23 protein-coding genes are annotated in these 21,461 nt (G+C 73.4%); 13 read left to right on the top strand and 10 right to left on the bottom strand.

Annotation, left to right across the window (positions count from 1 at the left end; genetic code table 11):
- Positions 1 to 41 precede the first annotated feature (41 nt).
- The 4 genes from V9U70_RS05690 to V9U70_RS05675 form a co-directional block, all read right to left on the bottom strand.
- Positions 42 to 848, bottom strand: coding sequence for an ABC transporter permease (locus V9U70_RS05690; RefSeq protein WP_336673342.1), 807 nt, complete (start codon positions 846 to 848; stop codon positions 42 to 44).
- A gap of 96 nt (positions 849 to 944) precedes the next feature.
- Complete coding sequence (locus tag V9U70_RS05685) at positions 945 to 1,877, bottom strand: ABC transporter ATP-binding protein (RefSeq protein WP_336673341.1); 933 nt, start codon at positions 1,875 to 1,877, stop codon at positions 945 to 947.
- Between the two features lie 169 nt (positions 1,878 to 2,046).
- A complete protein-coding gene (locus V9U70_RS05680; protein ID WP_336673340.1) occupies positions 2,047 to 2,829 on the bottom strand; it encodes an enoyl-CoA hydratase/isomerase family protein in 783 nt (260 codons plus the stop codon).
- Positions 2,826 to 3,446, bottom strand: coding sequence for a response regulator transcription factor (locus tag V9U70_RS05675; protein WP_336673339.1), 621 nt, complete (start codon positions 3,444 to 3,446; stop codon positions 2,826 to 2,828). The genes V9U70_RS05680 and V9U70_RS05675 overlap by 4 nt, the downstream gene beginning before the upstream one ends.
- 823 nt (positions 3,447 to 4,269) lie before the next feature.
- Between V9U70_RS05675 and V9U70_RS05670 the strand changes: the two genes are divergently transcribed.
- The 5 genes from V9U70_RS05670 (at position 4,270) to V9U70_RS05650 (ending at position 9,511) form a co-directional block, all read left to right on the top strand.
- Positions 4,270 to 5,115, top strand: coding sequence for an inositol monophosphatase family protein (locus V9U70_RS05670; protein ID WP_336673338.1), 846 nt, complete (start codon positions 4,270 to 4,272; stop codon positions 5,113 to 5,115).
- Between the two features lie 110 nt (positions 5,116 to 5,225).
- Positions 5,226 to 6,641, top strand: coding sequence for a phytoene desaturase family protein (locus V9U70_RS05665; protein ID WP_336673337.1), 1,416 nt, complete (start codon positions 5,226 to 5,228; stop codon positions 6,639 to 6,641).
- Positions 6,642 to 6,778: 137 nt separating this feature from the next.
- Complete coding sequence (locus tag V9U70_RS05660; protein ID WP_336673336.1) at positions 6,779 to 7,315, top strand: O-acetyl-ADP-ribose deacetylase; 537 nt, start codon at positions 6,779 to 6,781, stop codon at positions 7,313 to 7,315.
- A gap of 136 nt (positions 7,316 to 7,451) precedes the next feature.
- Entirely contained in the window at positions 7,452 to 8,924 is a 1,473-nt protein-coding gene (locus tag V9U70_RS05655) for an AlkA N-terminal domain-containing protein (RefSeq protein WP_336673335.1), read from the top strand.
- Positions 8,925 to 8,944: 20 nt separating this feature from the next.
- The gene (locus V9U70_RS05650; RefSeq protein ID WP_336673334.1) at positions 8,945 to 9,511 is read left to right on the top strand and encodes a methylated-DNA--[protein]-cysteine S-methyltransferase; all 567 of its coding nucleotides are present in this window, start codon (positions 8,945 to 8,947) and stop codon (positions 9,509 to 9,511) included.
- Positions 9,512 to 9,657: 146 nt separating this feature from the next.
- On the opposite strand, the gene V9U70_RS05645 is transcribed toward V9U70_RS05650, so the two are convergent.
- On the bottom strand, positions 9,658 to 10,242 hold the full coding sequence (locus tag V9U70_RS05645) for a TMEM165/GDT1 family protein (RefSeq protein ID WP_336673333.1): 585 nt from the start codon (positions 10,240 to 10,242) through the stop codon (positions 9,658 to 9,660).
- 364 nt (positions 10,243 to 10,606) lie between these two features.
- Here V9U70_RS05645 and V9U70_RS05640 point away from each other — a divergent pair, with 364 nt between their 5' ends.
- On the top strand, positions 10,607 to 11,011 hold the full coding sequence (locus V9U70_RS05640; protein WP_336673332.1) for a (2Fe-2S) ferredoxin domain-containing protein: 405 nt from the start codon (positions 10,607 to 10,609) through the stop codon (positions 11,009 to 11,011).
- A gap of 16 nt (positions 11,012 to 11,027) precedes the next feature.
- On the opposite strand, the gene V9U70_RS05635 is transcribed toward V9U70_RS05640, so the two are convergent.
- Positions 11,028 to 11,750: an SIR2 family NAD-dependent protein deacylase gene (locus tag V9U70_RS05635; protein ID WP_336673331.1), complete on the bottom strand. Its 723-nt coding sequence runs from the start codon at positions 11,748 to 11,750 to the stop codon at positions 11,028 to 11,030.
- A 64-nt stretch (positions 11,751 to 11,814) separates the two neighbouring features.
- Between V9U70_RS05635 and V9U70_RS05630 the strand changes: the two genes are divergently transcribed.
- Entirely contained in the window at positions 11,815 to 12,018 is a 204-nt protein-coding gene (locus V9U70_RS05630) for a DUF2191 domain-containing protein (protein WP_336673330.1), read from the top strand.
- A 95-nt stretch (positions 12,019 to 12,113) separates the two neighbouring features.
- Here the strand turns inward: V9U70_RS05630 and V9U70_RS05625 are convergent, their stop codons facing one another.
- Positions 12,114 to 12,611 (bottom strand): NUDIX hydrolase, encoded by a 498-nt coding sequence (locus V9U70_RS05625; protein ID WP_336673329.1) that lies wholly within the window; start codon positions 12,609 to 12,611, stop codon positions 12,114 to 12,116.
- Between the two features lie 135 nt (positions 12,612 to 12,746).
- Between V9U70_RS05625 and V9U70_RS05620 the strand changes: the two genes are divergently transcribed.
- The gene (locus tag V9U70_RS05620) at positions 12,747 to 13,862 is read left to right on the top strand and encodes a glycerate kinase (RefSeq protein ID WP_336673372.1); all 1,116 of its coding nucleotides are present in this window, start codon (positions 12,747 to 12,749) and stop codon (positions 13,860 to 13,862) included.
- A 98-nt stretch (positions 13,863 to 13,960) separates the two neighbouring features.
- On the opposite strand, the gene V9U70_RS05615 is transcribed toward V9U70_RS05620, so the two are convergent.
- Entirely contained in the window at positions 13,961 to 14,716 is a 756-nt protein-coding gene (locus V9U70_RS05615) for a PucR family transcriptional regulator (protein WP_336673371.1), read from the bottom strand.
- Positions 14,717 to 14,970: 254 nt separating this feature from the next.
- Here V9U70_RS05615 and V9U70_RS05610 point away from each other — a divergent pair, with 254 nt between their 5' ends.
- From V9U70_RS05610 to V9U70_RS05590, 5 genes are read left to right on the top strand one after another with little or no spacing between them, the layout of a single operon-like run.
- A complete protein-coding gene (locus tag V9U70_RS05610; protein ID WP_336673328.1) occupies positions 14,971 to 15,768 on the top strand; it encodes an ABC transporter ATP-binding protein in 798 nt (265 codons plus the stop codon).
- Positions 15,765 to 16,547 carry an ABC transporter ATP-binding protein gene (locus tag V9U70_RS05605; RefSeq protein ID WP_336673327.1) on the top strand — a complete coding sequence of 261 codons (783 nt, stop codon included), beginning with the start codon at positions 15,765 to 15,767 and terminating at the stop codon, positions 16,545 to 16,547. Before V9U70_RS05610 ends, V9U70_RS05605 begins: the two co-directional genes overlap by 4 nt.
- On the top strand, positions 16,544 to 17,434 hold the full coding sequence (locus tag V9U70_RS05600; RefSeq protein ID WP_336673326.1) for a branched-chain amino acid ABC transporter permease: 891 nt from the start codon (positions 16,544 to 16,546) through the stop codon (positions 17,432 to 17,434). The genes V9U70_RS05605 and V9U70_RS05600 overlap by 4 nt, the downstream gene beginning before the upstream one ends.
- Entirely contained in the window at positions 17,427 to 18,587 is a 1,161-nt protein-coding gene (locus tag V9U70_RS05595; RefSeq protein WP_336673325.1) for a branched-chain amino acid ABC transporter permease, read from the top strand. The genes V9U70_RS05600 and V9U70_RS05595 overlap by 8 nt, the downstream gene beginning before the upstream one ends.
- A complete protein-coding gene (locus V9U70_RS05590) occupies positions 18,584 to 19,837 on the top strand; it encodes an ABC transporter substrate-binding protein (RefSeq protein WP_336673324.1) in 1,254 nt (417 codons plus the stop codon). Before V9U70_RS05595 ends, V9U70_RS05590 begins: the two co-directional genes overlap by 4 nt.
- A gap of 72 nt (positions 19,838 to 19,909) precedes the next feature.
- On the opposite strand, the gene pssA is transcribed toward V9U70_RS05590, so the two are convergent.
- Entirely contained in the window at positions 19,910 to 20,773 is an 864-nt protein-coding gene (gene pssA, locus V9U70_RS05585) for a CDP-diacylglycerol--serine O-phosphatidyltransferase (RefSeq protein WP_336673323.1), read from the bottom strand.
- The gene (locus tag V9U70_RS05580; RefSeq protein ID WP_336673322.1) at positions 20,760 to 21,407 is read right to left on the bottom strand and encodes a phosphatidylserine decarboxylase; all 648 of its coding nucleotides are present in this window, start codon (positions 21,405 to 21,407) and stop codon (positions 20,760 to 20,762) included. Before V9U70_RS05580 ends, pssA begins: the two co-directional genes overlap by 14 nt.
- Positions 21,408 to 21,461 lie beyond the last annotated feature (54 nt).

The following is a 21,461-nucleotide window of genomic DNA, read 5'->3' as shown; positions in this document are numbered from 1 at the left end:
CGCCGGGCCGCTGACGTACGGAGCGCAGGATGGGGCGAGGTTCAGGCGTTCTTGATGTCGCGACGGTCCACGGCGTACGTGCCGGCGGCGACCACGGCCACCGTCAGGCCCACCAGCAGCGCGACCCCGCCCCACGGAACGCCGTTGAGCAGCGGGTCGTTGCCGAGCGCCCACTCCCACGGCGAAAGGTTCGCCAGCGGCTCCAGGGAGTCGGACATCGGCGCGATGGCGTGCAGGAGGTAGCCGACGACGAGCACACCGGCCGCTGCGCCGAGCGCCGGTCCGCGGCCGAGTCCGAACCCGACGACGGCGTACGCGATGCCCGCGTGCGCCACGGCCAGCAGCGCGACGGTGAGCGTCACGGCAGCGACGCCGCCGGAGGAGACGTCCATGTCGTACGCGACCACCGAGCCGTACACCGAGAGCCAGACCAGGACACTGGCGGCGGTCAGGCCGAACGCCACGCAGCCGAAGCGCAGCAGGAAGACCTGACGGCGGGCGACCGGCAGGGCGAGCAGGAGTTCCAGCCGCCCGGCCTCCTCGTCCCCGCCGGTCTGGGCCGCGGCGGCCGTCACGGCCATCAGGCCGAGCAGCAGCGGCAGCAGGACCGCGTACAGGTTCCCCTTGAGGTAGCCGCTCGCGCTGCTGATCTGGTCGATGCCGAACGCGGCGGCCACCTCGGGCGAGACGCCGGAGGAGAAGTCCTCCAGCGCGCCGGACGACTCCATCGAGGGCCAGGCGCCGACGACGGAGAGTGCCAGCAGGACCAGCGCGCCCGACCAGGCGTACAGGGTGCGCTGCTGGATCTGCACTCCGCGCCGGAAGATCTCCGAGCTGGGCGATGCCATGTGTGTTCCCTTCCGGCCGCCCGCTGGGCGGCCATGATCACTGAGGTCCCGGCGCGGGTTCGTCCGCCGGCGGCGCCGCACCGGCTCCGCGGCCGGTCAGGCCCCGGCGCCCGTGCTGGTTCGGCCGTCCGGGGCGTCCGGCTGGTAGAACTCCAGGAAGGCGTCCTCCAGGTCCGGTTCGGGCGCGGTGAGCGTCGCGATCCGGTGCTCCGCCAGCAACCGCAGGAGCGGGTCCGGAGAACCGGTCCAGGCCAGCGAGACCTCCTGGCTCTCGGGCAGCCGCCGTTCCACGGCCGACGCGCCCTCCAGGGCGGCCAGCGACACGAGCGGTACGTCCGCGCCGTCGGCGAAGGTGACGTGGAAACGCTGCGCGGCCCCGCGGCGCAGCTCGCGCGTCGGGCCGGCGGCGGCCAGTCGGCCGCCCTGGAGCACGGCGACCAGGTCCGCCACCCGCTCGACCTCGGAGAGGATGTGGGAGGAGAGCAGCACGCTCTGGCCGCGGCCCCGGGCCTCCTCGACGGCTTCGAGGAACACCTGCTGCATCAACGGGTCGAGCCCGTTGGTCGGTTCGTCGAGGATCAGCAGCTCGGGCCGGGCCATGAACGCGCCGATCAGGCCGACCTTGCGGCGGTTGCCGGTCGACAGGCCCCGCACCTTCCGGGCCGGGTCGACGCCGAACCGCTGGACCAGTTCGTCCCGGTAGGACGTGTCGGACAGCCCTCGGAGCCGGCCCCAGGAAGTGAGGGTCTGCGCGATGGTGAGCCGTTCGTCGAGCCGCAGCTCCCCCGGCAGGTAGCCGATCCGGCTGCGCACCCCGGCGTCGGCGGGGTCCTCGCCCAGCACCCGGACCCGGCCGGAGGTGGGCCGGGAGAGGCCCATGAGCATGCGGATGGTGGTGCTCTTCCCCGCGCCGTTGGGACCGAGGTATCCGTACACCACGCCTTGGGGGACCGTCAGGTCGAGCCGGCTCAACGCGGTGAAGTCGCCGAACCTCTTGGTGACGTCGGTGCATTCGATGAGAGGGGTCACGTCGGTTCTGTCTCTCCTCTGGTCTCCACGGCTCTCGCCTTCCCAGGCCGGGGCCGCCGCCGGGGCGTCCGGCGTCGGGTTCTGCCGCACGGGACGTACAGCAAGTTCACTAATAACTGAATTTAATGAAGAAGGCTAACGAGGTAACTGACCTGCTGCAACGCGTCCTTCACCTCGGATGGCTGGAATGCTCTGGTCGCGGGGCCGGCCCCCGCGCCGCCGCGGAGGCCGCCTGCCACCAGTAGCCGTTCTCCACCCCGAGCGCCGAGGCGCGGTCCAGATGTCCGGAGTCCCGCAGCAGCCGCACCCCCGCCCGGGCGAGGGAGGGGTCCTGTGCGGCCACGGAGGCCGCCAGTGCGCCGGCCTCCTCGCGCGCCGCGCCGTCGGGTACGACGCGCTCCACCGCGCCCAGCCGGGCGAGTTCGTCCGCCCCCAGGCGCTCCCCCGGGATCAGCAGCATCCGGGCCGCCACTCCCCGGCCGGCCCGGCGCAGCAGTGAGTGGACCGCGCCGCCCCCCGGCACGGCGCTGACCGCCAGCTCGGGGAGGCCGAAGAGAGCCCCCTCCGCGGCCACCACCAGGTCGCACCCCAGGGCCAGTTCGAGCCCGCCGCCCAGCGCGTACCCCTCGACGGCCGCCACCAGGGGGAACGGTGCGTCGTGCAACGCCGAGAACACCGTGCGGAAATGGGCCCGCCGTACCGCGCGGCGCGACAGGTCCTGCCAGTCGGGTTCCCTGGTGTCCGCGCCGCTGGAGAAGGTGGAGCCGGCGCCCGTGAGGACGAGTGCGCCCGTCACCTCCTCCCCTTGGCGCACCAAATCGGTCAGCTGCTCGGCCAGTTGGCCCAGCATGGCGGTGGACATCGCGTTCCGGCGGTGTGGCCGGTTCAACGTGAGCGTGACCACCCGCCCTCGCCGCTCCGTCAGCAGGGGGCTCTCCTCGTCCGGTGTCATCCGCAGGGCCTCAGCATTCTGAACAGCTCCTTGCGCCCGGAGACCCCCACCTTGTGGAAGACCCGGCTCGCGTAGTTCTTGACCGTCTGCTGTGTGAGGCACAGCTCGTGGGCGATCTCCTCGTTCGACCGGCGTCGCAGGAGGAGGCCGAGGATCTGCTCCTCGCGCCCGCTGAGCTTCCACTTGCCCGCCACGTCGGCGCACTGCGCCGCCCGGGCGTCCTCGGGCTCGTCGGCCCCGAGGTGCCAGAAGCCGCGCCCGCTCAGCACGTCGTGCAGTCCCTTAACGATGGACTCCGGCGGGCACGACTCGTGCACGAAGCCGGCGGCGCCTCCCCTGATGCAGTCGACCACGCTGCGCGGGGTGTTGTCCCGGCTGTAGAGGATGACCCGGGTGCCGCTCCAGTACGCGAGGTCCCCGCGCACCCCCTGCCACTGTTCGTACTCCACCAGGGCGACGTCCGGTCTGCCGCCGGGCAGGTTGCCGACAGCGGTGGGGTGCGGGCAGCCTCCCAGTAAGGTGACGTCTGGATCGCCCCGGAAGAGGTCGAGAATCGCCTTCCGTATCAGAGGCGACGAGTGCAGGACCAGCAGCCCGCATCTGCCCTTCTGTGCCATACCAGACCCCCTTGCGCTCCGGCAGCGGCAGCTGCTGCCGAGTCGTTCATCGTTCGCTGTGTTGTGAATGCGTTGAAAGCCATCGCCGTGGCGATGCCCTCTTCGCCCGGCGGCGTCCGGGCCGGTGCCGGTCGGGAGCGGCGGGGGGAGAGAGGTCGGCGTCCCCTCCCGCGCTCCCCTGTATTACTGCCGGGGCACCATCGCGCATTCAGGCGGAAAAGAAAAATCTACCGGCGGGTATTCGTTGAGGCGTCATCGAATTCGCAGAGCCGCTTCGTCTGCGGAGGGGTGATGTGGCCCTGTCGTCGATTTACTATCGCGGATGTCCGATACACGGTTTCGGTCTGCTTGTTAATGCTCTGTGACATCCGTGGGAACAGTGAGCACCGGGCTGTGGCCCCGCGCCGCGGCGAGTGGGCGTGTGCCGGTGCGGGCGCGGCGTGTTGGGGGAGCACCGCCCCTGCCAGGGCGGCGTGCCCTGCGGGGTTCGCTGGCTGTGGCACGGATTCCCCCTGATGGTGTGTCTCGGTCCGGTGACCGGCCAAGGCTGTGCGGGGTGAACCATCATCCGACCTTCGGCCCCGAATCTCGGCCAACACTAACCGCAGAACATCGACTTGTCACGCCGCACTTTTTACCCGGAGTTTAAGAATGTTCGGGAGAAATGCCTGTGGCTTTGTTCGGTGTCGCACTTATGCGCACGCTGTCCGGCATTCGGCCGCACGCCGGAGATGTCCCGGTTCATGTGGAGGGCTCCGCTCCGCGCCGCCGACCACCGCCGCCCACCCCGAAGGGCCCACGGCGGCCGTGCTTAGCTGGGGCCATGATCCATGACTTCCTGTACGGGACCGCCGGGGACGCCGGGCCGCTCGCCGAGGTCGAGGCCGCCGTGCGCGCCGCGGCCGCCGCCGAGATCATGCCCCGCCACCGGCAGCTCGCCGCTCACGAGATCATCGAGAAGAACGGCCCGCACGACCTCGTCACCACGGCGGACCGGCTGGCCGAGGAGCACCTCACCGCCGCCCTCACCAAGCTGCTGCCGGGCTCGGTCGTCGTCGGCGAGGAATCCGTGCACGCCGACCCGGCGGTCTACGAGGCCCTCGGGGGCGAGGCCCCGGTGTGGATCGTCGACCCGGTCGACGGCACCCGGCAGTTCGTCCGCGGCGAGGCGGGGTTCTGCACGCTGGTCGCGCTCGCCCAGCACGGCGAGGTCCACGCCTCCTGGACGTTCGCCCCGGTCCTGGGCGCGATGGCCGTCGCCGTACGCGGCAGGGGTGCGACCCTGAACGGCGCGCCGATACGTTCCGGCGCGCCCGCCCCCGGCGCCGTGGTGCAGGTGGCGATGTCCCACCCCGACTACACCACCGACGCCCAGAAGCAGGCCCTCCTGGGCCTGCGCACCGACGGCATCCGGGCCCGCCCCTGCGGCTCGGCCGGGCTGGAGTACCTGGCGGTGGCGCGCGGCGACCTGGACGCCGTCGCGTTCAACTGGGAGTACGCGTGGGACCACGCGGCCGGGTTGCTCCTGGTCACCGAGGCGGGCGGCGCGCAGGCGACGCTGTCGGGCGCCCCGTTCCGCATCGCCGGCGGCAACGACCTGCCGTTCACCGCGGCCCGTGACGAGGCCACCGCCCGGCAGGTCCTGGCGGCGCTGCGCGCGGGCGGCTGATGCGCACGGCCCCGCAGGCACGGCGGGCCGGCCCGCGGGGCGGCGCTCGCGCGGCCGGCCGGGCCGCATACCCTGGAGGCCCGACTGCCGGCCGACGAAGGAGTCCCCAGGTGCCGTCGATGCTCGATGCGGTCGTGGTGGGCGCCGGGCCCAACGGGCTGACCGCCGCGGCCGAACTGGCCCGCCGGGGCTTCGCGGTGGAGCTCCACGAGGCGCACGACAGGGTCGGCGGCGGAGCCCGCACCGAGGAGCTGACCCTGCCGGGGTTCCGGCACGACCCCTGCTCCGCGGTCCACCCGCTCGGCGTCGGCTCTCCCGCCTTCCGGGGCATGCCGCTGGCCCGCCACGGCCTGGAGTGGCTGCACCCCGAGGTGAGCCTCGCCCACCCCTTCCCGGACGGCACCGCCGCCGTGCTCGCCCGGTCGGTGGGCGAGAGCGCGATGTCGCTGGGGCCCGGCGACGCGGGGGCCTACCGCCGTCTCGTCGCCCCCTTCCTCGGCCACTGGGACACCCTGGCCGCGGACTTCCTGCGCACCCCGTGGGACGGCCTGCCCCGCGATCCGTACCGGCTCGCCCGCTTCGGGATGCTCGGCCTCCAGCCCGCGACCTGGCTCTCCCGGCGGTTCTGCGGTGAGAAGGCCCGGGGGCTGATCGCCGGGCTCGCCGCCCACGCCATCGCCCCGACCAGTGGATTCGCCACCGGCGCGATCGCCCTCGTCTTCGCGCTCGCCGCCCACGAGAACGGCTGGCCGGCGCCGCGCGGCGGGTCGCAGGCCCTCTCCGAAGCCCTCGCCTCCTACCTCCGCGAGCAGGGCGGCACGATCCGCACCGGCAGCGAGGTCAAGCGCCTGGACGAACTCCCGCCCGCCCGCGCCTACATCTTCGACACCTCGCCCACCGCGCTCGCCCGCATCGCGGGCCTCGGCGCCGCCTACCACCGCTACCGCTACGGCGCCTCCGCCTTCAAGATCGACTACGCGCTGTCGGGGCCCGTCCCCTGGACCGCTCCCCAGGCCCGCCGCGCGGGCACCGTCCACATCGGGCCCACCGCCGGAGCCATCGACACGGCGCTGAGCGCCGCCGTCGAGGGCCGCGACCCGAGCGCCCCCTTCCTCATCACCGCCCAGCCGAGCCTGGCCGACCCCTCCCGGGCCCCGGAAGGGCGCCATGTCTTCTGGGTGTACGGCCATGTCCCGGCAGGCTGGGAGGGCGACGCCACCCAGGTCATCGAACGCCGACTGGAGCTCTTCGCGCCCGGGTTCCGTGACCTCGTGCTCGCACGAGCGGTCGCCGGGCCGCCCGGCATCGCCGCGCGCAACGCCAACTACGTCGGCGGCGACATCGCCTGCGGGGCCTTCTCCGGCCTCCAGACGCTGATCCGCCCCAAACTCGCCCGCGTCCCCTACGCCACCGCACACCCCGCGGTGTTCCTCTGCTCCTCGGCCACCCCGCCCGGACCCGGCGTACACGGCATGTCCGGCCACCACGCCGCCAAGGCCGTATGGCGTCGGCTGCGGGCCTCCTGAACGACGGGCCGGAGCGGCGGGCCCCCTGCGGATCACCGTGCGCCCGCCCCATGGCCGCAAGGGGGCCGCGCCGGCCCTGCGCCAACCGGTTCCCTGAGCGCGCGGCACCGCCCCGGGGCGCGCGGCATGATGGGCGCATGAGCACCTCTGCCACCCCCGCCGTACACCTGGTCCGCGGCGACATCACCGATCAGTCCGTCGACGTCATCGTCAACGCGGCGAATTCCTCTCTGCTCGGCGGCGGCGGGGTCGACGGCGCGATCCACCGGCGCGGCGGCCCCGAGATCCTCGCCGCCTGCCGCGACCTGCGCGCCTCGCGGTACGGCAAGGGCCTGCCGACCGGGCAGGCCGTCGCCACCACCGCCGGACGCCTCGACGCCCGCTGGATCGTCCACACGGTCGGCCCGGTCTTCTCCTCCGCCCAGGACCGCTCCGCACTGCTGGCTTCGTGCTACCGCCAATCGCTCCGGCTGGCAGCGGGGTTGGGGGCGAAGTCCATCGCGTTCCCGGCGATCTCCACCGGCATCTACGGCTGGCCGATGGACGACGGGGCCCGGATCGCCGTCCGCACCGTCCTGGCGGAGAGGGCACAACCCGTCCAGGAGGTGCGTTTCGTGCTCTTCGACGCCCACGCGTACGTGGAGTTCGAGGAAGTCCTCGCGTTGCGCGGCTGAGGAGCCGCGCCGCTGCCCGCCGGGGAAGGCGCGCCTTCCCCGGCGGGCAGGGGAAGGCGCGCTTTCCGGTCTCCGCGTGAGGTCCCTGTCGGATTTCCGCCAGCCACGCCGGTGACCCGTGACCCATCCTGGAGCCATGCACACCGACACCGAGCGCTGCGTGCGGGCCGTCCAGTCCAAGGACGCCCGCTTCGACGGCTGGTTCTTCACCGCGGTCCTGACGACCCGGATCTACTGCCGGCCCAGCTGCCCCGTCGTGCCGCCCAAGGCCCGCAACATGACCTTCTACCCGAGCGCCGCGGCCTGCCAGCAGGCCGGCTTCCGGGCCTGCAAGCGGTGCCGCCCTGACACCAGCCCCGGCTCCCCCGAGTGGAACGTCCGCGCCGACTCGGTGGCCCGCGCGATGCGGCTGATCAGGGACGGCGTCGTCGACCGCGAGGGCGTGCCGGGCCTCGCCGCACGGCTCGGCTACTCGGCCCGGCAGATCGAACGCCAACTGCTGGCCGAGCTGGGCGCCGGCCCCCTCGCCCTGGCCCGCGCCCAGCGGGCCCAGACCGCTCGCCTCCTCATCGAGACGACCGCCCTGCCCATGGCGCAGGCGGCGTTCGCCGCCGGGTTCTCCTCGATCCGCACCTTCAACGAGACGGTCCGCGAGGTCTTCGGCCTCGCCCCGGGCGAGCTGCGCGCCCGCGCCGCCCGCGGCCCGTCCACCGCCGCCGCGCCGGGCGTGATCGCGCTCCGTCTGCCGTACCGGGCCCCGCTCAACCCCGGCAACCTCTTCGGCCACCTCGCCGCGACCGCCGTTCCCGGCGTGGAGGAGTGGCGCGACGGCGCGTACCGCCGCACCCTCACTCTCCCGTACGGGCACGGCGTCGTGGCCCTGAGCCCGCAGGCCGACCACATCGCCTGCCGGCTCTCCCTCACCGACGCCCGCGACCTCACCCGTGCCGTCAGCCGCTGCCGCTGGCTCCTCGACCTGGACGCGGACCCCGTCGCCGTCGACGCGCACCTGCGCACCGACGCGCTGCTGGCCCCGCTGGTCGACGCGGGGCCCGGCCGCCGGGTGCCCCGGAGCGTGGACGGGGCGGAGTTCGCGGTGCGCGCGGTGCTCGGCCAGCAGGTCTCCACGGCCGCCGCCCGCACCCACGCGGCCCGGCTGGCGACCGCGCACGGCGTTCCGATCGACGACCCCGAGGGCGGACTGACACATCTGTTCCCGACCCCCTCGGCGCTGGCGGAGCTGGACCCGGAGGCCCTGGCGCTGCCGCGCACCCGCCGCACCACCCTGACCACGCTCGTCGCGGCGCTCGCGGAGGACCGGCTGCGGCTGGACAACGACGCCGACCGGGAGCGCGCCCGCGCCGGTCTCTCCGCTCTGCCGGGCTTCGGCCCCTGGACGGTCGAGACCATCGCGATGCGGTCCCTCGGCGACCCCGACGCGTTCCTCCCCACCGACCTCGGCATCCGCAGGGCGGCCCGGCGGCTCGGACTGCCGGCCACCCCCGCGGCCCTCACCGCGCGGGCGTCCGGCTGGCGCCCCTGGCGGGCGTACGCCGTCCAGTACCTCTGGACGGCGGACGACCACCCCATCAACCACCTGCCCGTCTGACGCAGAGAAGGACCCGGCCCATGACCGCGACACCCACCACCCCGGCCGCCATCCCGGCGGACGCCGCGCCGCCCGCAGGGGCTGCGGCGAGCAGGCGGCACACGGTCCTCGACAGCCCGTACGGCCCGCTGACGCTCGTCGCCACCGATGGCGTCCTGTCCGCCCTCTACATGAGCGGCCAGCGCCACCGCCCGCCCGAGGAGACCTTCGGGGCGCTGGACCCGGAGCCCTTCGGCGAGGTGATCGGCCAACTCACGGCGTACTTCGCCGGCGAACTCACCACGTTCGACCTCCCCCTGCGCCTGGAGGGCACGCCGTTCCAGCGGAGCGTGTGGGAGGAGCTGCTGAAGATCCCGTACGGAGAGACCCGCTCGTACGGCGAACTGGCCGAGAACCTCGGCAAGCCGGGCGCCTCCCGGGCGGTCGGCCTGGCCAACGGCAAGAACCCGATCGGGATCATCGTGCCGTGCCACCGGGTCATCGGAGCCTCCGGCGGCCTCACCGGATACGGCGGCGGACTGGACCGCAAGCAGCGGCTGCTCGCCTTCGAGAACGGCACGCAGGACACCGTGCCCGCGCTGTTCTGAACGGGGGCGGGCGGGAGAGAGGGCGGCGGGGGACTCGCCTCGGTGCCCCGCGCGCCCCGGCCGCCCGCCCCGGCCCCGCCGGCCGCACGGCCCGGCCCCGGGGGGCGCCGGGCGCGCCCCTCATCGGGCCTCCGCTCTCACCAGCCTCAGCCGGTGAAGATCTCCACGGCCGTCCAGAGCGCGAGGCCCAGCATGCAGACACCGCCGATGCGCTGCACGGTCTTCAGCGGCACCCGCTGGGCGATGAACCGGCCCGCCAGCAGCGCGAGGGCCGAGACGGACATGAGGGCGGCGGCCGAACCGATCGCGGTCGACCAGGTGCCGTTGCTCGCGGCCAGGTTGGCCGTGGTGATCTGGGTCAGGTCGCCCCACTCGCTGATGAAGACCGCCATGAACGCCGTCGAGCAGACCGGCCAGAACCCGGTCACCGTCCGCACCTGTGCCCCGTCCTCGTCGTCCCCGCCGCTGCCGCGCAGCAGGAGGAACGCGCCGAGCGCGAAGAGCGAGGCCGAGACGAGCTTGACGGTCCAGTCGGGCAGCAGCCCGAGCAGGCTGCCCGCGCCGACGGCGATGACGACGTGCACGAGGAACGCGGACGAGGTGCCGAACCAGACGTAGAGCGGGCGCATCCGCGTGCCCATGGCCAGCGACGCGAACATCGTCTTGTCGGGGAGCTCCGCGAGGAAGATCAGCCCGAAGGCGGTGATGATCGCCAGGGGGTCGAGGTGCATTCCGGGTGGCTTTCTGTGCGAGCCGGGCCCCGGGCCTTCCGCGAAGTGCCGCTCGGGCTTTTCGGAGGACCGCTCGGCCCGGCATGACGGCGACGCCCACAGGGCATGGGCGTGTCATACAGGACCGAAGGTCTCGCCCGCCCGTGAGCTTCCACGAGCCCGGCCACCGGGAACCCGCCAGGCTCCAGTATGTCGACGACCGGTTTGCGGGGCTACTCCCCTTCGCAGCCGTCAACACTACCCCAGTCGGCGGATCGGGGGCGCGGGTGTTCGAGGCCGGAGCGCCCTCGGTAGAGTCGCCGGTGATCACCGTGATCGCCCGGCGCCGGGGGCGACCACGCCCCCTCGCGACGGGAAGTGCCCCATGAGCCGCCGCTCCCGCAAGGACGCGCCCGCCCCGGGCACGCCCCGGCCCACCGTCAGCGTCTGCCGGGGCTGCTGCTGCGGCACGGCGAAGATCCCGGGCGTCGATCACGCGGCACAGCTGACGCGGCTGCGCTCCGGACTGGAGGGCGCCGCCACCGTGCGGGCGGTCGACTGCCTGGACGCCTGCGAGCAGGGCAACGTCGTCGTCGTCCAGCCCTCCGCAGAGGGGCGCCGCGCCGGAGGCCGCCCCGTCTGGCTGGGCCTGGTCAACGACGAGCACGCCGAGCAGGACATCGTCGCCTGGGCGTCGGCCGGCGGCCCCGGGCTCGCGGACGCCCCGGACATCCTGGATCTGTACGTTTTCCAGCCCTCGCGCCGGGTGCGCGCGGGCCTGGAGGGCTGACGCCGTCCGCCGCGGTTCAGGTCTCGGCCAACCCCGCCAGCAGCTTCGGCAACGAGGTGCCGATCGGTTCCCGGACGACCTCGTCGGCGAGTTCGTCGTACGGGGTCGGCTCCGCGTTCACCACGATGAGCCGGGCCCCGTGCTCGGCCGCGATGCCGGCGAGCGACGCGGCGGGCTGCACCTGGAGCGTGGTGCCGACCGCCACGAACACCTCGCACGCCTTGGAGATCGCCATCGCGTCTGCCAGCACGCGCGGGTCCAGCCGTTCGCCGAACATCACCGTCGCCGACTTCAGAATCCCGCCGCACACCCCGCACGCCGGGTCCGGCTCGCCCGCCTCGACGCGCTCCAAAGCCTCGGCCATCGACGACCGTGCATGACACCGGGTGCAGACCACCGCGAGGGCCGTGCCGTGGAGTTCGAGCACCTTGCGGTCGGGCAGTCCCGCCCGCTGGTGCAACCCGTCGACGTTCTGCGTGATCACCCGGACCGGGGTGCCCGACCGCTCCAGCTCGACCACCGCCCGATGGGCCGCGTTCGGCTCGGCATGCCGGGCGGCGCCGGCGCGGCGCAGCTGCCAGGAGCGGCGGCGGATCTCCGGGTCGCTCATGTAGAAGTCGTACGTGACGAGCTTCTCCGCCTCCGGATTCTTCCGCCACACCCCGTTCGGCCCCCGGTAGTCGGGGATGCCGGAGTCCGTGGAGATGCCGGCCCCGCTGAGGATCGCGACGAGAGTCATGGCAGGAGCGTACGGATGCGGGAACGCGGTCCGCGACCGCAATTCGGCGGTGTAGGGTCCGCTCATGGCCAAGGTGACCGTCAGTCTGGACGCTGAACTCATCGTCGAAGTCATGGTGCTCGCGGGCGTCGGGAACCCCCAGGACGCCATCGAACTCGTGGTGCGCGACTACATCGCGCGCGGCCACCGCACGGAGGCCCTGGTCGCCGAGCGCGAGGAGTCGTCGGTGCGGGACGTGGAGATCAAGCCCGAGACCCACCAGGGCTGACGCCAGGGAGCCCACCCGTCGGCCCGGCCGCCGGCGGCGCGGGTTCGGCCCGCGCGACGGGACGGCGGCCGCGTCGGCCCCCGCTCGCCCCCGCCTCACGCGACGGGCTCGCCGTTCTCCAGCTCCACCGCCCCGCCTCCGGAGGCGAGGACCGCGAGCGCGGCACTCACCCGCAGCCCGAGCGGGCCCAGCAGGTGGGCCGGCAGCTCTGCGGGGTCCACCAGCTTCCACGACAGGAGCTCCTCCTCCTGGAGCCGGATCGCGGCCAGCTGGGCGGTGGTGAGCACGCCGCCGTCGTAGAGGTACGCCACGATCGGCGGGCGGCCCTCCCCCCGCGCCCAGTCGACGGCGAGCAGCCGGCCGGGAGCCACGTCGAGCCCGGTCTCCTCCGCCGTCTCGCGCCGTGCCGCCTGCCGGGGCCCCTCGCCCGTGTCGGACTCCACGGTCCCACCGGGCAGCGCCCAGCCCTCGCGGTAGTTCGGCTCGACGAGGAGGACCCGGCCGTCGGCGTCCCTCAGGAGCGACGCGGCGGCGGCCAGGACCCGGGGCAGCCCGGCGATGTACGCGGCGTAGTCGGTGTCGGCAGAGGTCATGGCGGACAGCGTAGTGCGGCCCCCTCTGCCGGGTCGTGGACGGCCATGGGCAGATCAGGGGTCGTGCGGATAGGGTCGGGGCGGCGCGACTGCCTGTTCGAAAGCAAGGGATGCAAGGTGACGGACGGAGCAGATGTGGAGACCGCCCGCGTGCTCGTCGCGGCGGACAAGTTCAAGGGCTCGCTCACGGCCGTACAGGTCGCGGAGCGGGTGGCGGCCGGGCTCCGGTGCGTCGTCCCCGGCCTGCGGGTGGAGACCCTGCCGGTGGCGGACGGCGGCGACGGCACGGTCGCGGCGGCGGTGGCCGCCGGATTCGCACGCCACGAGGCTCGGGTGACGGGACCGCTGGGGGACCCGGTGACGGCCGCGTACGCGCTGCGCGGGGACACCGCCGTGGTGGAGATGGCCGAGGCCTCAGGCCTCCAGCACCTGCCGCCCGGGGTGTTCGCCCCGCTCACCGCCACCACGTACGGCTCCGGCGAACTGCTGCGGGCCGCCCTGGACGCGGGGGCGAGGACGATCGTGTTCGGGGTGGGCGGCAGTGCCACCACGGACGGCGGCGCGGGCATGCTCGCCGCCCTCGGGGCGCGCTTCCTGGACGCGGACGGCCAACCCGTCGGCCCCGGCGGCGGGCCTCTCGCCGAGCTGGCCGAGGCCGACCTGTCCGGCCTCGACCCGCGCCTCGCGGACGTCGACCTGATCCTCGCCAGCGACGTGGACAACCCGCTCACCGGGCCCCAGGGCGCCCCCGAGGTGTACGGACGTCAGAAGGGCGCGAGCGAGGAGGACATCGCGGTCCTCGACGCGGCCCTGACGCACTACGCCTCCGTCCTGGGACCCGGGGCGGCCGCCCTGCCCGGGGCGGGCGCGGCCGGCGGCATCGGCTACGGGGCCCTCGTCGCCCTCGGAGCCCGTTTCCGGCCCGGCATCGAGGTGATGCTCGACGTGCTCGGGTTCGCCCCCGCGCTCGCCCGCGCGACACTCGTCGTCACCGGTGAGGGCTCGCTCGACGCCCAGACCCTGCACGGGAAGGCCCCGGCCGGGGTCGCCGCCGCCGCCCGTGCGGCCGGGGTCGACGTCGTCGCGGTCTGCGGGCGGCTGGCGCTGTCCCCCGAAGCGCTGGCAGCGGCCGGCATCGGGCGCGCCTACGCCCTGGCAGAGCTGGAACCGGACCCGGCCGTGTCCATGGCCCAGGCGGGACCGCTGCTGGAACGGGCGGCCCAGTCCATCGCCCGGGACTTCCTGAGCTGACGCGGGCGCGGGGGAGGGGCCGACCGGCCGCCTCCCCCGGCTCCGCGCGGTCGACGCGAGCGCGCCGCCCCGCGCTCCGAACCGCTCGCCCCCGCGCCTCACCGCGGCGCGGACGACAGATGCAGGGCGTCCAGCGCCAGCACCAGGTCGACCAGCTCGCGCGGCCGTGACAGCGACCGCTCGGTCAGGCCCTCCAACCGCCGCAGCCGGTTGAACACCGTGTTGCGGTGACACCGCAACCGCGCCGAGGCCCGCCCCACAGAACCCCCGCACTCCAGCCACGCCTCCAGCGTGCCCACCAGCAGCGCGCGCTCAGCGGGAGCCAGGGCCAGCAGCGGGCCGAAGACCTCCGCGAGGAGCCGCGCGGACAGCTCCGGCCGGCTCACCAGCAGAGCCGTCGGCAGCCGTTCGTCCAGCGTCACGACCTCCCGCGACCCCGGTGGGCAGGTCAGCAGCGCCGTACCGGCGAGCCGCCGCGCGGTGCCCAGCTCCGCCAGCGAGCCCACCACCGGGCTGACACCCCCCGGCCCCGCGCCCAGCGCCCCGAGCCGTGCCGCGGCGGCCGCCGGGCCCGAAGCCCCCAGCAGCACCACGGCGACCTCCACGCCCGGCCGCCCCGCGACCCGGCCGCCCCCGCCCGGCGCGTCCTCGCCGCACCAGCACCACCGCGCCCCGTCCGGGTCGGGGCCCGCCGCCGCGGCCGCCTCCGGCGCGGGCGCGCCCAGCACCACCACGGCGTAACGCCCCCGTTCGGGCAGCCCGAGCACCCGCGCCGCTCGCTGCGCCAGATCCAGGCGGCCCCGGCCGTCCAGCAACGGGCCGAGCAGGGTCTCGTACCGCGTCCCACGCCGCATCCGCCGCTCCGTTCCCGCCTCCGGGCGCTCCTGGTGACCGATGAGGATGCCACCGGCGGCACGGGCGGGCATCCGGCCGTCCCAGGACCTGTGCACGTGCACAACGGGGCCCCTCGTTCGCTGGTCACCCGCATCGAGTCCGCCCCGCGCCGTGGACGCGCGCCCCGTCCGGTGCTGGTCTGTGGCCCCACACGACGCCACACCCCACACCTCTGAGCACGACACGACACGACAAGGCGGAAGGAGGAGGACGCATGGCAACGCTAGAGATCCGCGCGCTGTCCGTCGGCTACGGTCCGGTCCGGGCGCTGCGCGACATCTCCGTCGATGTGCCGGACGGCGCGATCACCGCCGTACTCGGCGGCAACGGCGCGGGCAAGACCACACTGCTGCGGGCCGTGTCGCGGACCCTCGGCTTCCACCGCGGGACGGGCACCGGCACGATCCGGTTCGACGGACACAACCTGGAGGGGCTGCGGCCCGCCCAGGTGGTGGCCGCCGGAGTGGTCCAGGTGCCCGAGGGCCGGCAGGTCTTCGCCCGGATGACGGTGGCCGACAACCTGCGGGCGGGCGCGCTGGGAGCCCGCGGCGGACGCGGGCGGACGAGCGCCGCGCTGGCCCGGGTGCACGAGCTGTTCCCGGTGCTCGCCGACCGCGCGCACCAGCGGGCCGGGCTGCTGTCCGGCGGGGAGCAGCAGATGCTGGCCATGGGCCGGGCCCTGATGGCCGGGCCCCGGCTGCTCCTGCTGGACGAACCCTCGCTCGGCCTCGCCCCGCTGATGGCGGCCAGGATCGCCGAGACCGTGCAGGAGATCAACGCGAGCGGCACCTCCGTCATGCTCGTCGAGCAGAACGCGGCCATCGCCCTGCGCCTGGCCTCCACGGCGTACGTCCTGGACGTCGGGGAGGTCGGGCTGTCCGGCCCCGCCGACGAACTCGCCGCGTCCGACGAGGTGCGCCGCCGCTATCTCGGCGTCGTCGACGAGCACACGGCGGCGGACGACGGCCCGGCGACCCGGAGCCGGCCCACCCTGAGCAGGTGGTCCGCGTGAGAGCCGCCACCACCCCGGCCGCCCTCGCGGTGCGCGACGTCACCGTACGCTTCGCCGGGCTCACCGCCCTGGACGGCGTCTCCTTCACCGTGGAACCCGGCAGTGTGCACGCCGTGATCGGACCCAACGGCGCGGGCAAGTCCACCTGCTTCAACGTGCTCTCCGGCGTCTACCGCGCCACCTCCGGACACGTCCGCCTCGGGGAGAGGGAGCTCACCGGCCTCCCGCCGCACGCCATCGCAGGCCTCGGCGTCGCCCGCACCTTCCAGAACCTGGCGCTCCCGCCGCACGCGACCGTCGCCGACAGCCTTTTGCTCGGCCGCCACCGGCTGACCCGCTCCGGGTTCGTCGCCACCGGGCTGCGGCTGCCGTCGGCCGCACGCGAGGAGCGGCGCCACCGCGAGCGGGTGCGGGAGATCGCTGACTTCATCGGCCTGGGCGGGATGCTGGAACGTCCGGCCGGCTCGCTGCCGTACGGACAGCAGAAGCTCGTCGAGCTCGGCCGGGCGCTGTGCATGGAGCCACAGGTCCTGCTGCTGGACGAGCCGATCGCCGGGATGACCGCCGACGAACGCCGCCGCACCGCAGCCGTCGTCAGGGACGTGCGGGACAGCCTCGGCATCTCCATCGTGCTGGTCGAGCACGACATGGGAGTGGTGATGCGGCTCGCGGACGCGGTGACCGTACTCGACTTCGGACGGCGGATCGCCGGCGGCGCCCCCGCCGAGGTCCAGAACGACCCGGCCGTCGTCCAGGCCTACTTGGGAGCACCTCAATGACCACGTTCGTCGAACTCCTCCTGGGCGGCCTGTCGATCGGCTCGGTCTACGCCCTGATCGCACTCGGTTTCGTCGTCATCTTCAAAGCCACAGAGGTCGTCAACTTCGCCCATGCCTCCCTGCTCCTGGCGGGCGGATACGTCACCGCCGTCCTCCACGACGACATCGGGTTCTGGCCCGCGCTGCTCGTCGGGATCGCGGGTGCCGCCACCGTCGGGGCCGCCATCGAGTTCTTCGTGATGCGTCGCTACCGGGGCAGTGACCACAGTGTCCTGGCCATCGTCACCATCGGCGTCGACATCCTCCTGATCACCGAACTCACCCGCAGGATGGGCACGGACGTGCTCGCCCTCGGCGACCCCTGGGGCAACGAGGTGGTCTCCGTGGGCGGGATCACCCTCGCCCAGACCCGTATCGCCGCGTTCATCGCGGCCGGCCTGCTCATCACGGTCTTCCTGCTCGCCTTCCGCTACACCTCGTGGGGTGTGTCGATGCGCGCAGCCGCGGAGAACCCGCAGACCGCGGCGCTCATGGGCGTCAGGCTCGGCCGGGTCTCGCTCGCCGCCTGGGCGGTCGCCGGAGCCCTCGCGGCCGTCGCCGCCCTCTTCCTCACCGTGTTCCCGACCCCCGGCCTGGAACGCGCCACCTCGCTCGCCGCGCTCAAGGCGTTCCCCGCCGCGATCCTCGGCGGCCTCGACTCCACCACCGGGGCGCTCGCCGGCGGGCTCATCGTCGGCGTCACCGAGGCGCTCGCCACCGGCTACCAGAGCGACCTGTCCTTCCTCGGCCGGGGCATCGGCGACCTGGCGCCCTACCTGGTGATGGTGGCCGTCCTGCTCATCCGGCCGGCGGGACTCTTCGGCACGAAGGAGCTCGCCCGTGTCTGACACCACCGTCCAAGCGTCCGCAAGGGCCGCCGAGCCCGCCGCCGTGCCCACGGGAGCGGGGAGCGTCACCGACCGGTTGCGCCGACCCCGCACGTACGCCGTCCTCGTCGGCTCCGTCCTGCTCCTCGTCCTGCCGTTCTACCTGGACCGCTTCTGGCTCCAGGCGGGGCTGTTCGCGATGGCGGCGGCGATCGGCGCCATCGGGCTCAACATGCTCACCGGGGCCACCGGACAACTCTCCATGGGCCACGCGTTCTTTCTCGCGGTGGGCGCGTACGGCTACTGCGTCCTTGCGGGGGAGAGCAGCACGGAGAACGGGCACGCGATCACCGGCCTCGGCCTCCCCACCTGGCTGGCCGCGATCCTCGCGGTACTCCTCGCCGGAGCCGCGGGCGGGCTGTTCAGCCCCATCGCGGGCAGGTTGCGCGGTGCGTACCTCGGCATCGCGACCCTCGCGCTGATCTTCATCGGCCAGCATGTCCTGTTCAACGCCGGCTCCCTCACCGGCGGGTACAACGGCCGTCCCGTGCCGCCGCTCTCGCTTTTCGGCTTCACCTTCGACGACAGCGAACTCGTCGTCGCCGCCGTGCCGTTCGGGGCCTCGGAGAAGCTCTGGTACGTGGCGCTGCTCGCGCTCCTGCTCAGCGCGCTGTTCGCCCGCGGGGTGCTGCGCGGCCGGCCGGGCCGGGCGATGAACGCCATCCGCGACCACCGGATCGCGGCCGGGGTGATGGGGGTGCCGGTGGCCCGCTACCGGGCCGGCGTCTTCGTCCTGTCCTCGATGTACGCGGGCCTCGCGGGCGTTCTGCTCGCCCTGGTCTTCCAGCGGACCGTGCCCGAGTACTTCGGCATGATCCTGTCCCTCGAATACCTCGCCATGATCGTCATCGGCGGGCTGGGCAGTGTCGCGGGGGCGGTGATCGGCGCCGCCTTCGTCTCCCTGCTCCCGCAGGCCCTCACTTATTACAGCGACTCCCTCCCGCTCGTCTCCGCCCCCGGCACGGGCGGGCTGGCGCCCGGTGAGGCGTCCCGCTATCTGTACGGCGCCGCGGTCGTCGCGGTGGTCCTGTTCCTGCCCGGCGGCCTCACACGCCTCGGCGCCACGCGCGCGGCCGGTCCGGCGGCCTCGAAGAAACCAGGGGAGAAGAAATGAGAACGAGAGTGCTCACGGCCGCGGTCGCGGCCCTCGCCGTCACCCTCGTCGGGTGCAGCGGCAAGGCCACCGACGGGAAGGCGGACGAGCAGGACGCGAACGGGATGAAGACGGGTCCGGGGGTCACCTCCTCGACGATCTCTCTCGGCGTGCTGACCGACATGACCGGCGTCTACGCCTCGCTGGGCAAGAGCGTCACCCAGTCCCAGCGCCTGTGGGTGAAGGAGACGAACGAGGAGGGCGGCATCTGCGGCCGCACCATCGAGCTGACGGTCCGCGACCACGGGTACGACCCGCAGAAGGCCATCGCCGCGTACACCGAGCTGGAACCGAAGGTGGTGGGCTTCGCCCAGTTCATCGGCTCCCCCTTCGTCGCCGCCGTCGAGCAGCGCATCGACGGGCGGGACAAGGGTCTGGTGCTGCCGCAGGCCTGGTCGGCGAATCTGCTGGGCTCCCCGTACATCCGGGTCATCGGCGCCACCTACGACGTCGAGACGATCAACATGATCGACTACCTGCTCGCCGAGAAGCACATCGCCGAGGGGGACAGGATCGGCCACGTGTACTTCGAGGGCGACTACGGCGAGAACGCGCTGGCCGGCTCCGAGCACGCCGCGAAGGAGGCCGGCCTGACCGTCGTGGAACAGAAGATCAAGCCCACCGACAACGACATGACGGCCCAGGTCGCCGCCCTCAAGCAGGCCGGGGTCAAGGCCGTGATCGTCAGCGCGGGCCCGCGCCAGGCGGCCTCGCTCGTCGGCGTCGCGGCGGCCACGGGCTTCGACGTTCCCGTCATCGGCAACAACTCGGCCTTCGCTCCGCAGCTGCTGAAGACCCAGGCGGGCCCCGCCCTGCTCAAGAACTACTACGTCGCCGCCTCCACACTGCCCATCGGCGACCCGGGCGACGGTCCGGCCAAGCTCGCGAAGGAGTACGCCGCCCAGTACCCGAAGGACGTGCTCGACAACGGCGTCGTCGCGGGCCACACCGCCGCCTCCGTCTACGGCGAGGCGCTGTCGCTCGCGTGCGAGGACAAGGACCTCACCCGCGAGGGCATCGACAGGGCGCTCCTGAAGATCAAGGAGTACGGGAGCGAGTTCGGGGTCTCGCACGACTTCTCGGACCCGAAGGCGCCGACCACCCGGCAGAGCGTCATCATGAAGCCGGACGCCGAGGCGGCCGGCGGGCTGAGGGTGGTCCGGCCCGCTGAGGTCTCCCCGGCGGCCGAGTCCTTCACGGCCCGGCCCTGACCCGCCCCACACGCACGAGGGCCCGGATGCCGGGGAGCATCCGGGCCCTCGCCCTGTCTTCCGTACCCGCCGCTACGGCAGCTGTGCCGCCCGCGCCTCGCGCCGGTTGTCACGGAACGTGTTGACCCGTCGCGCCGTGGCGAAGAGCGGGATCACCGCGCCGAGCACGACCTGGAGGGCGCAGCCCGTCTGGAGCAGCAGCTGACCGCCGGGGGCGTCGAACGCCCAGGCGGCGAGCAGGCCCATCGCGGCCACGATCCAGCTGAGCATCGCCACGGCCAGGATGCCGCGGGGTTTGGGGTACTCGACCCGGCTGACCATGAGCCAGGCGACCCCGATGATCGCCAGCAGGGTGGGCGGGAAGGGCAGCTCCAGGAGCACGATCGAAACGACCGTCAGCGCGCCGAAGGGGCTCGGCATGCCCTGGAACATGCCGTCCTTCAAGGTCACGCAGGAGAATCGGGCGAGTCTGAGCACGACCGCCAGCAGGACCACGATCGCCGCCAGCGCAGAGACCCGCTGATGCGCGTCGTCCGCGACCATGCCGTAGACGAGCACGAAGTAGGCGGGCGCGAGCCCGAAGCTGATGAGGTCGGAGAGGTTGTCCAGCTCCGCGCCCATCGGGGAGGAGCGGAGCTTGCGCGCCACGAGCCCGTCGAAGAGGTCGAAGATCGCCGCCATCAGCATGAGGATCACGGCGGTGGCCGCCGAGTGGCGGGCCATGCCCGTCTCCTCGCTGCCCGTGAGGTGCGGGATGAGGATGCCCGTGGTGGTGAAGTACACCGCCATGAACCCGCACGTCGCGTTACCGAGGGTGAGCGTGTCCGCTATCGACAGCCGCATCGACAGCGGCATGTCCTCGGTTCCGTCGGCGTCGACGTCCTCTTCGCCCTCCGGTACCCAGCCGGCCTGTGTATCAGGATCAATCACGGTCAATTCGAGTCACCCCCGCGGTGGTGGCCTGGCCGACCTCGACCGCGACATCGATACCTTCCGGAAGGTAGATGTCCACACGCGAGCCGAAGCGGATCAGGCCGATGCGCTCGCCCTGCTCGACCTTCGTGCCCTCGGGGAGGTACGGAACGATCCGACGGGCGACCGCTCCCGCGATCTGCACCATCTCGATGTCGCCGAGCTCGGTGTCGAAGTGCCAGACGACGCGCTCGTTGTTCTCGCTCTCCTTGTTGAACGCCGGAACGAACCCGCCCGGGATGTGCTCGACCGACGTCACGGTGCCCGCCAGCGGTGCGCGGTTCACGTGGACGTTGAGCGGGCTCATGAAGATCGCGACGCGGGTGCGCCCGTCCTTCCACGGCATGATGCTCTGCACCACACCGTCGGCCGGGGAGATGATCCGGCCGTCTGTGATCTCGCGCTCGGGGTCGCGGAAGAACCAGAGCATGCCCGCCGCGAGCGCGGTGGTGGGCACGGCCACGGCCGCCCAGCGCCCCGACGTGCGGGCGCGGGCCAGGCTGAGGGCGGCGGTGGCGACGGTCGGCAGGAGCCACGGCGATGCTCCGCGGGCGATGCGGACGCCGCCGCGGGATGCAGAGATAGGGCTGTCGGGCATGGATGACCTTCGTAGCGGATGATGCCGCGCTGGCAACGGGGGACGGCGGCTTTC

Origin of the sequence: Streptomyces pratensis (assembly GCF_037137275.1) — a bacterium.
Classification (GTDB): domain Bacteria; phylum Actinomycetota; class Actinomycetes; order Streptomycetales; family Streptomycetaceae; genus Streptomyces; species Streptomyces pratensis_B.
This window is presented reverse-complemented; position numbering and strand designations above follow the sequence as displayed.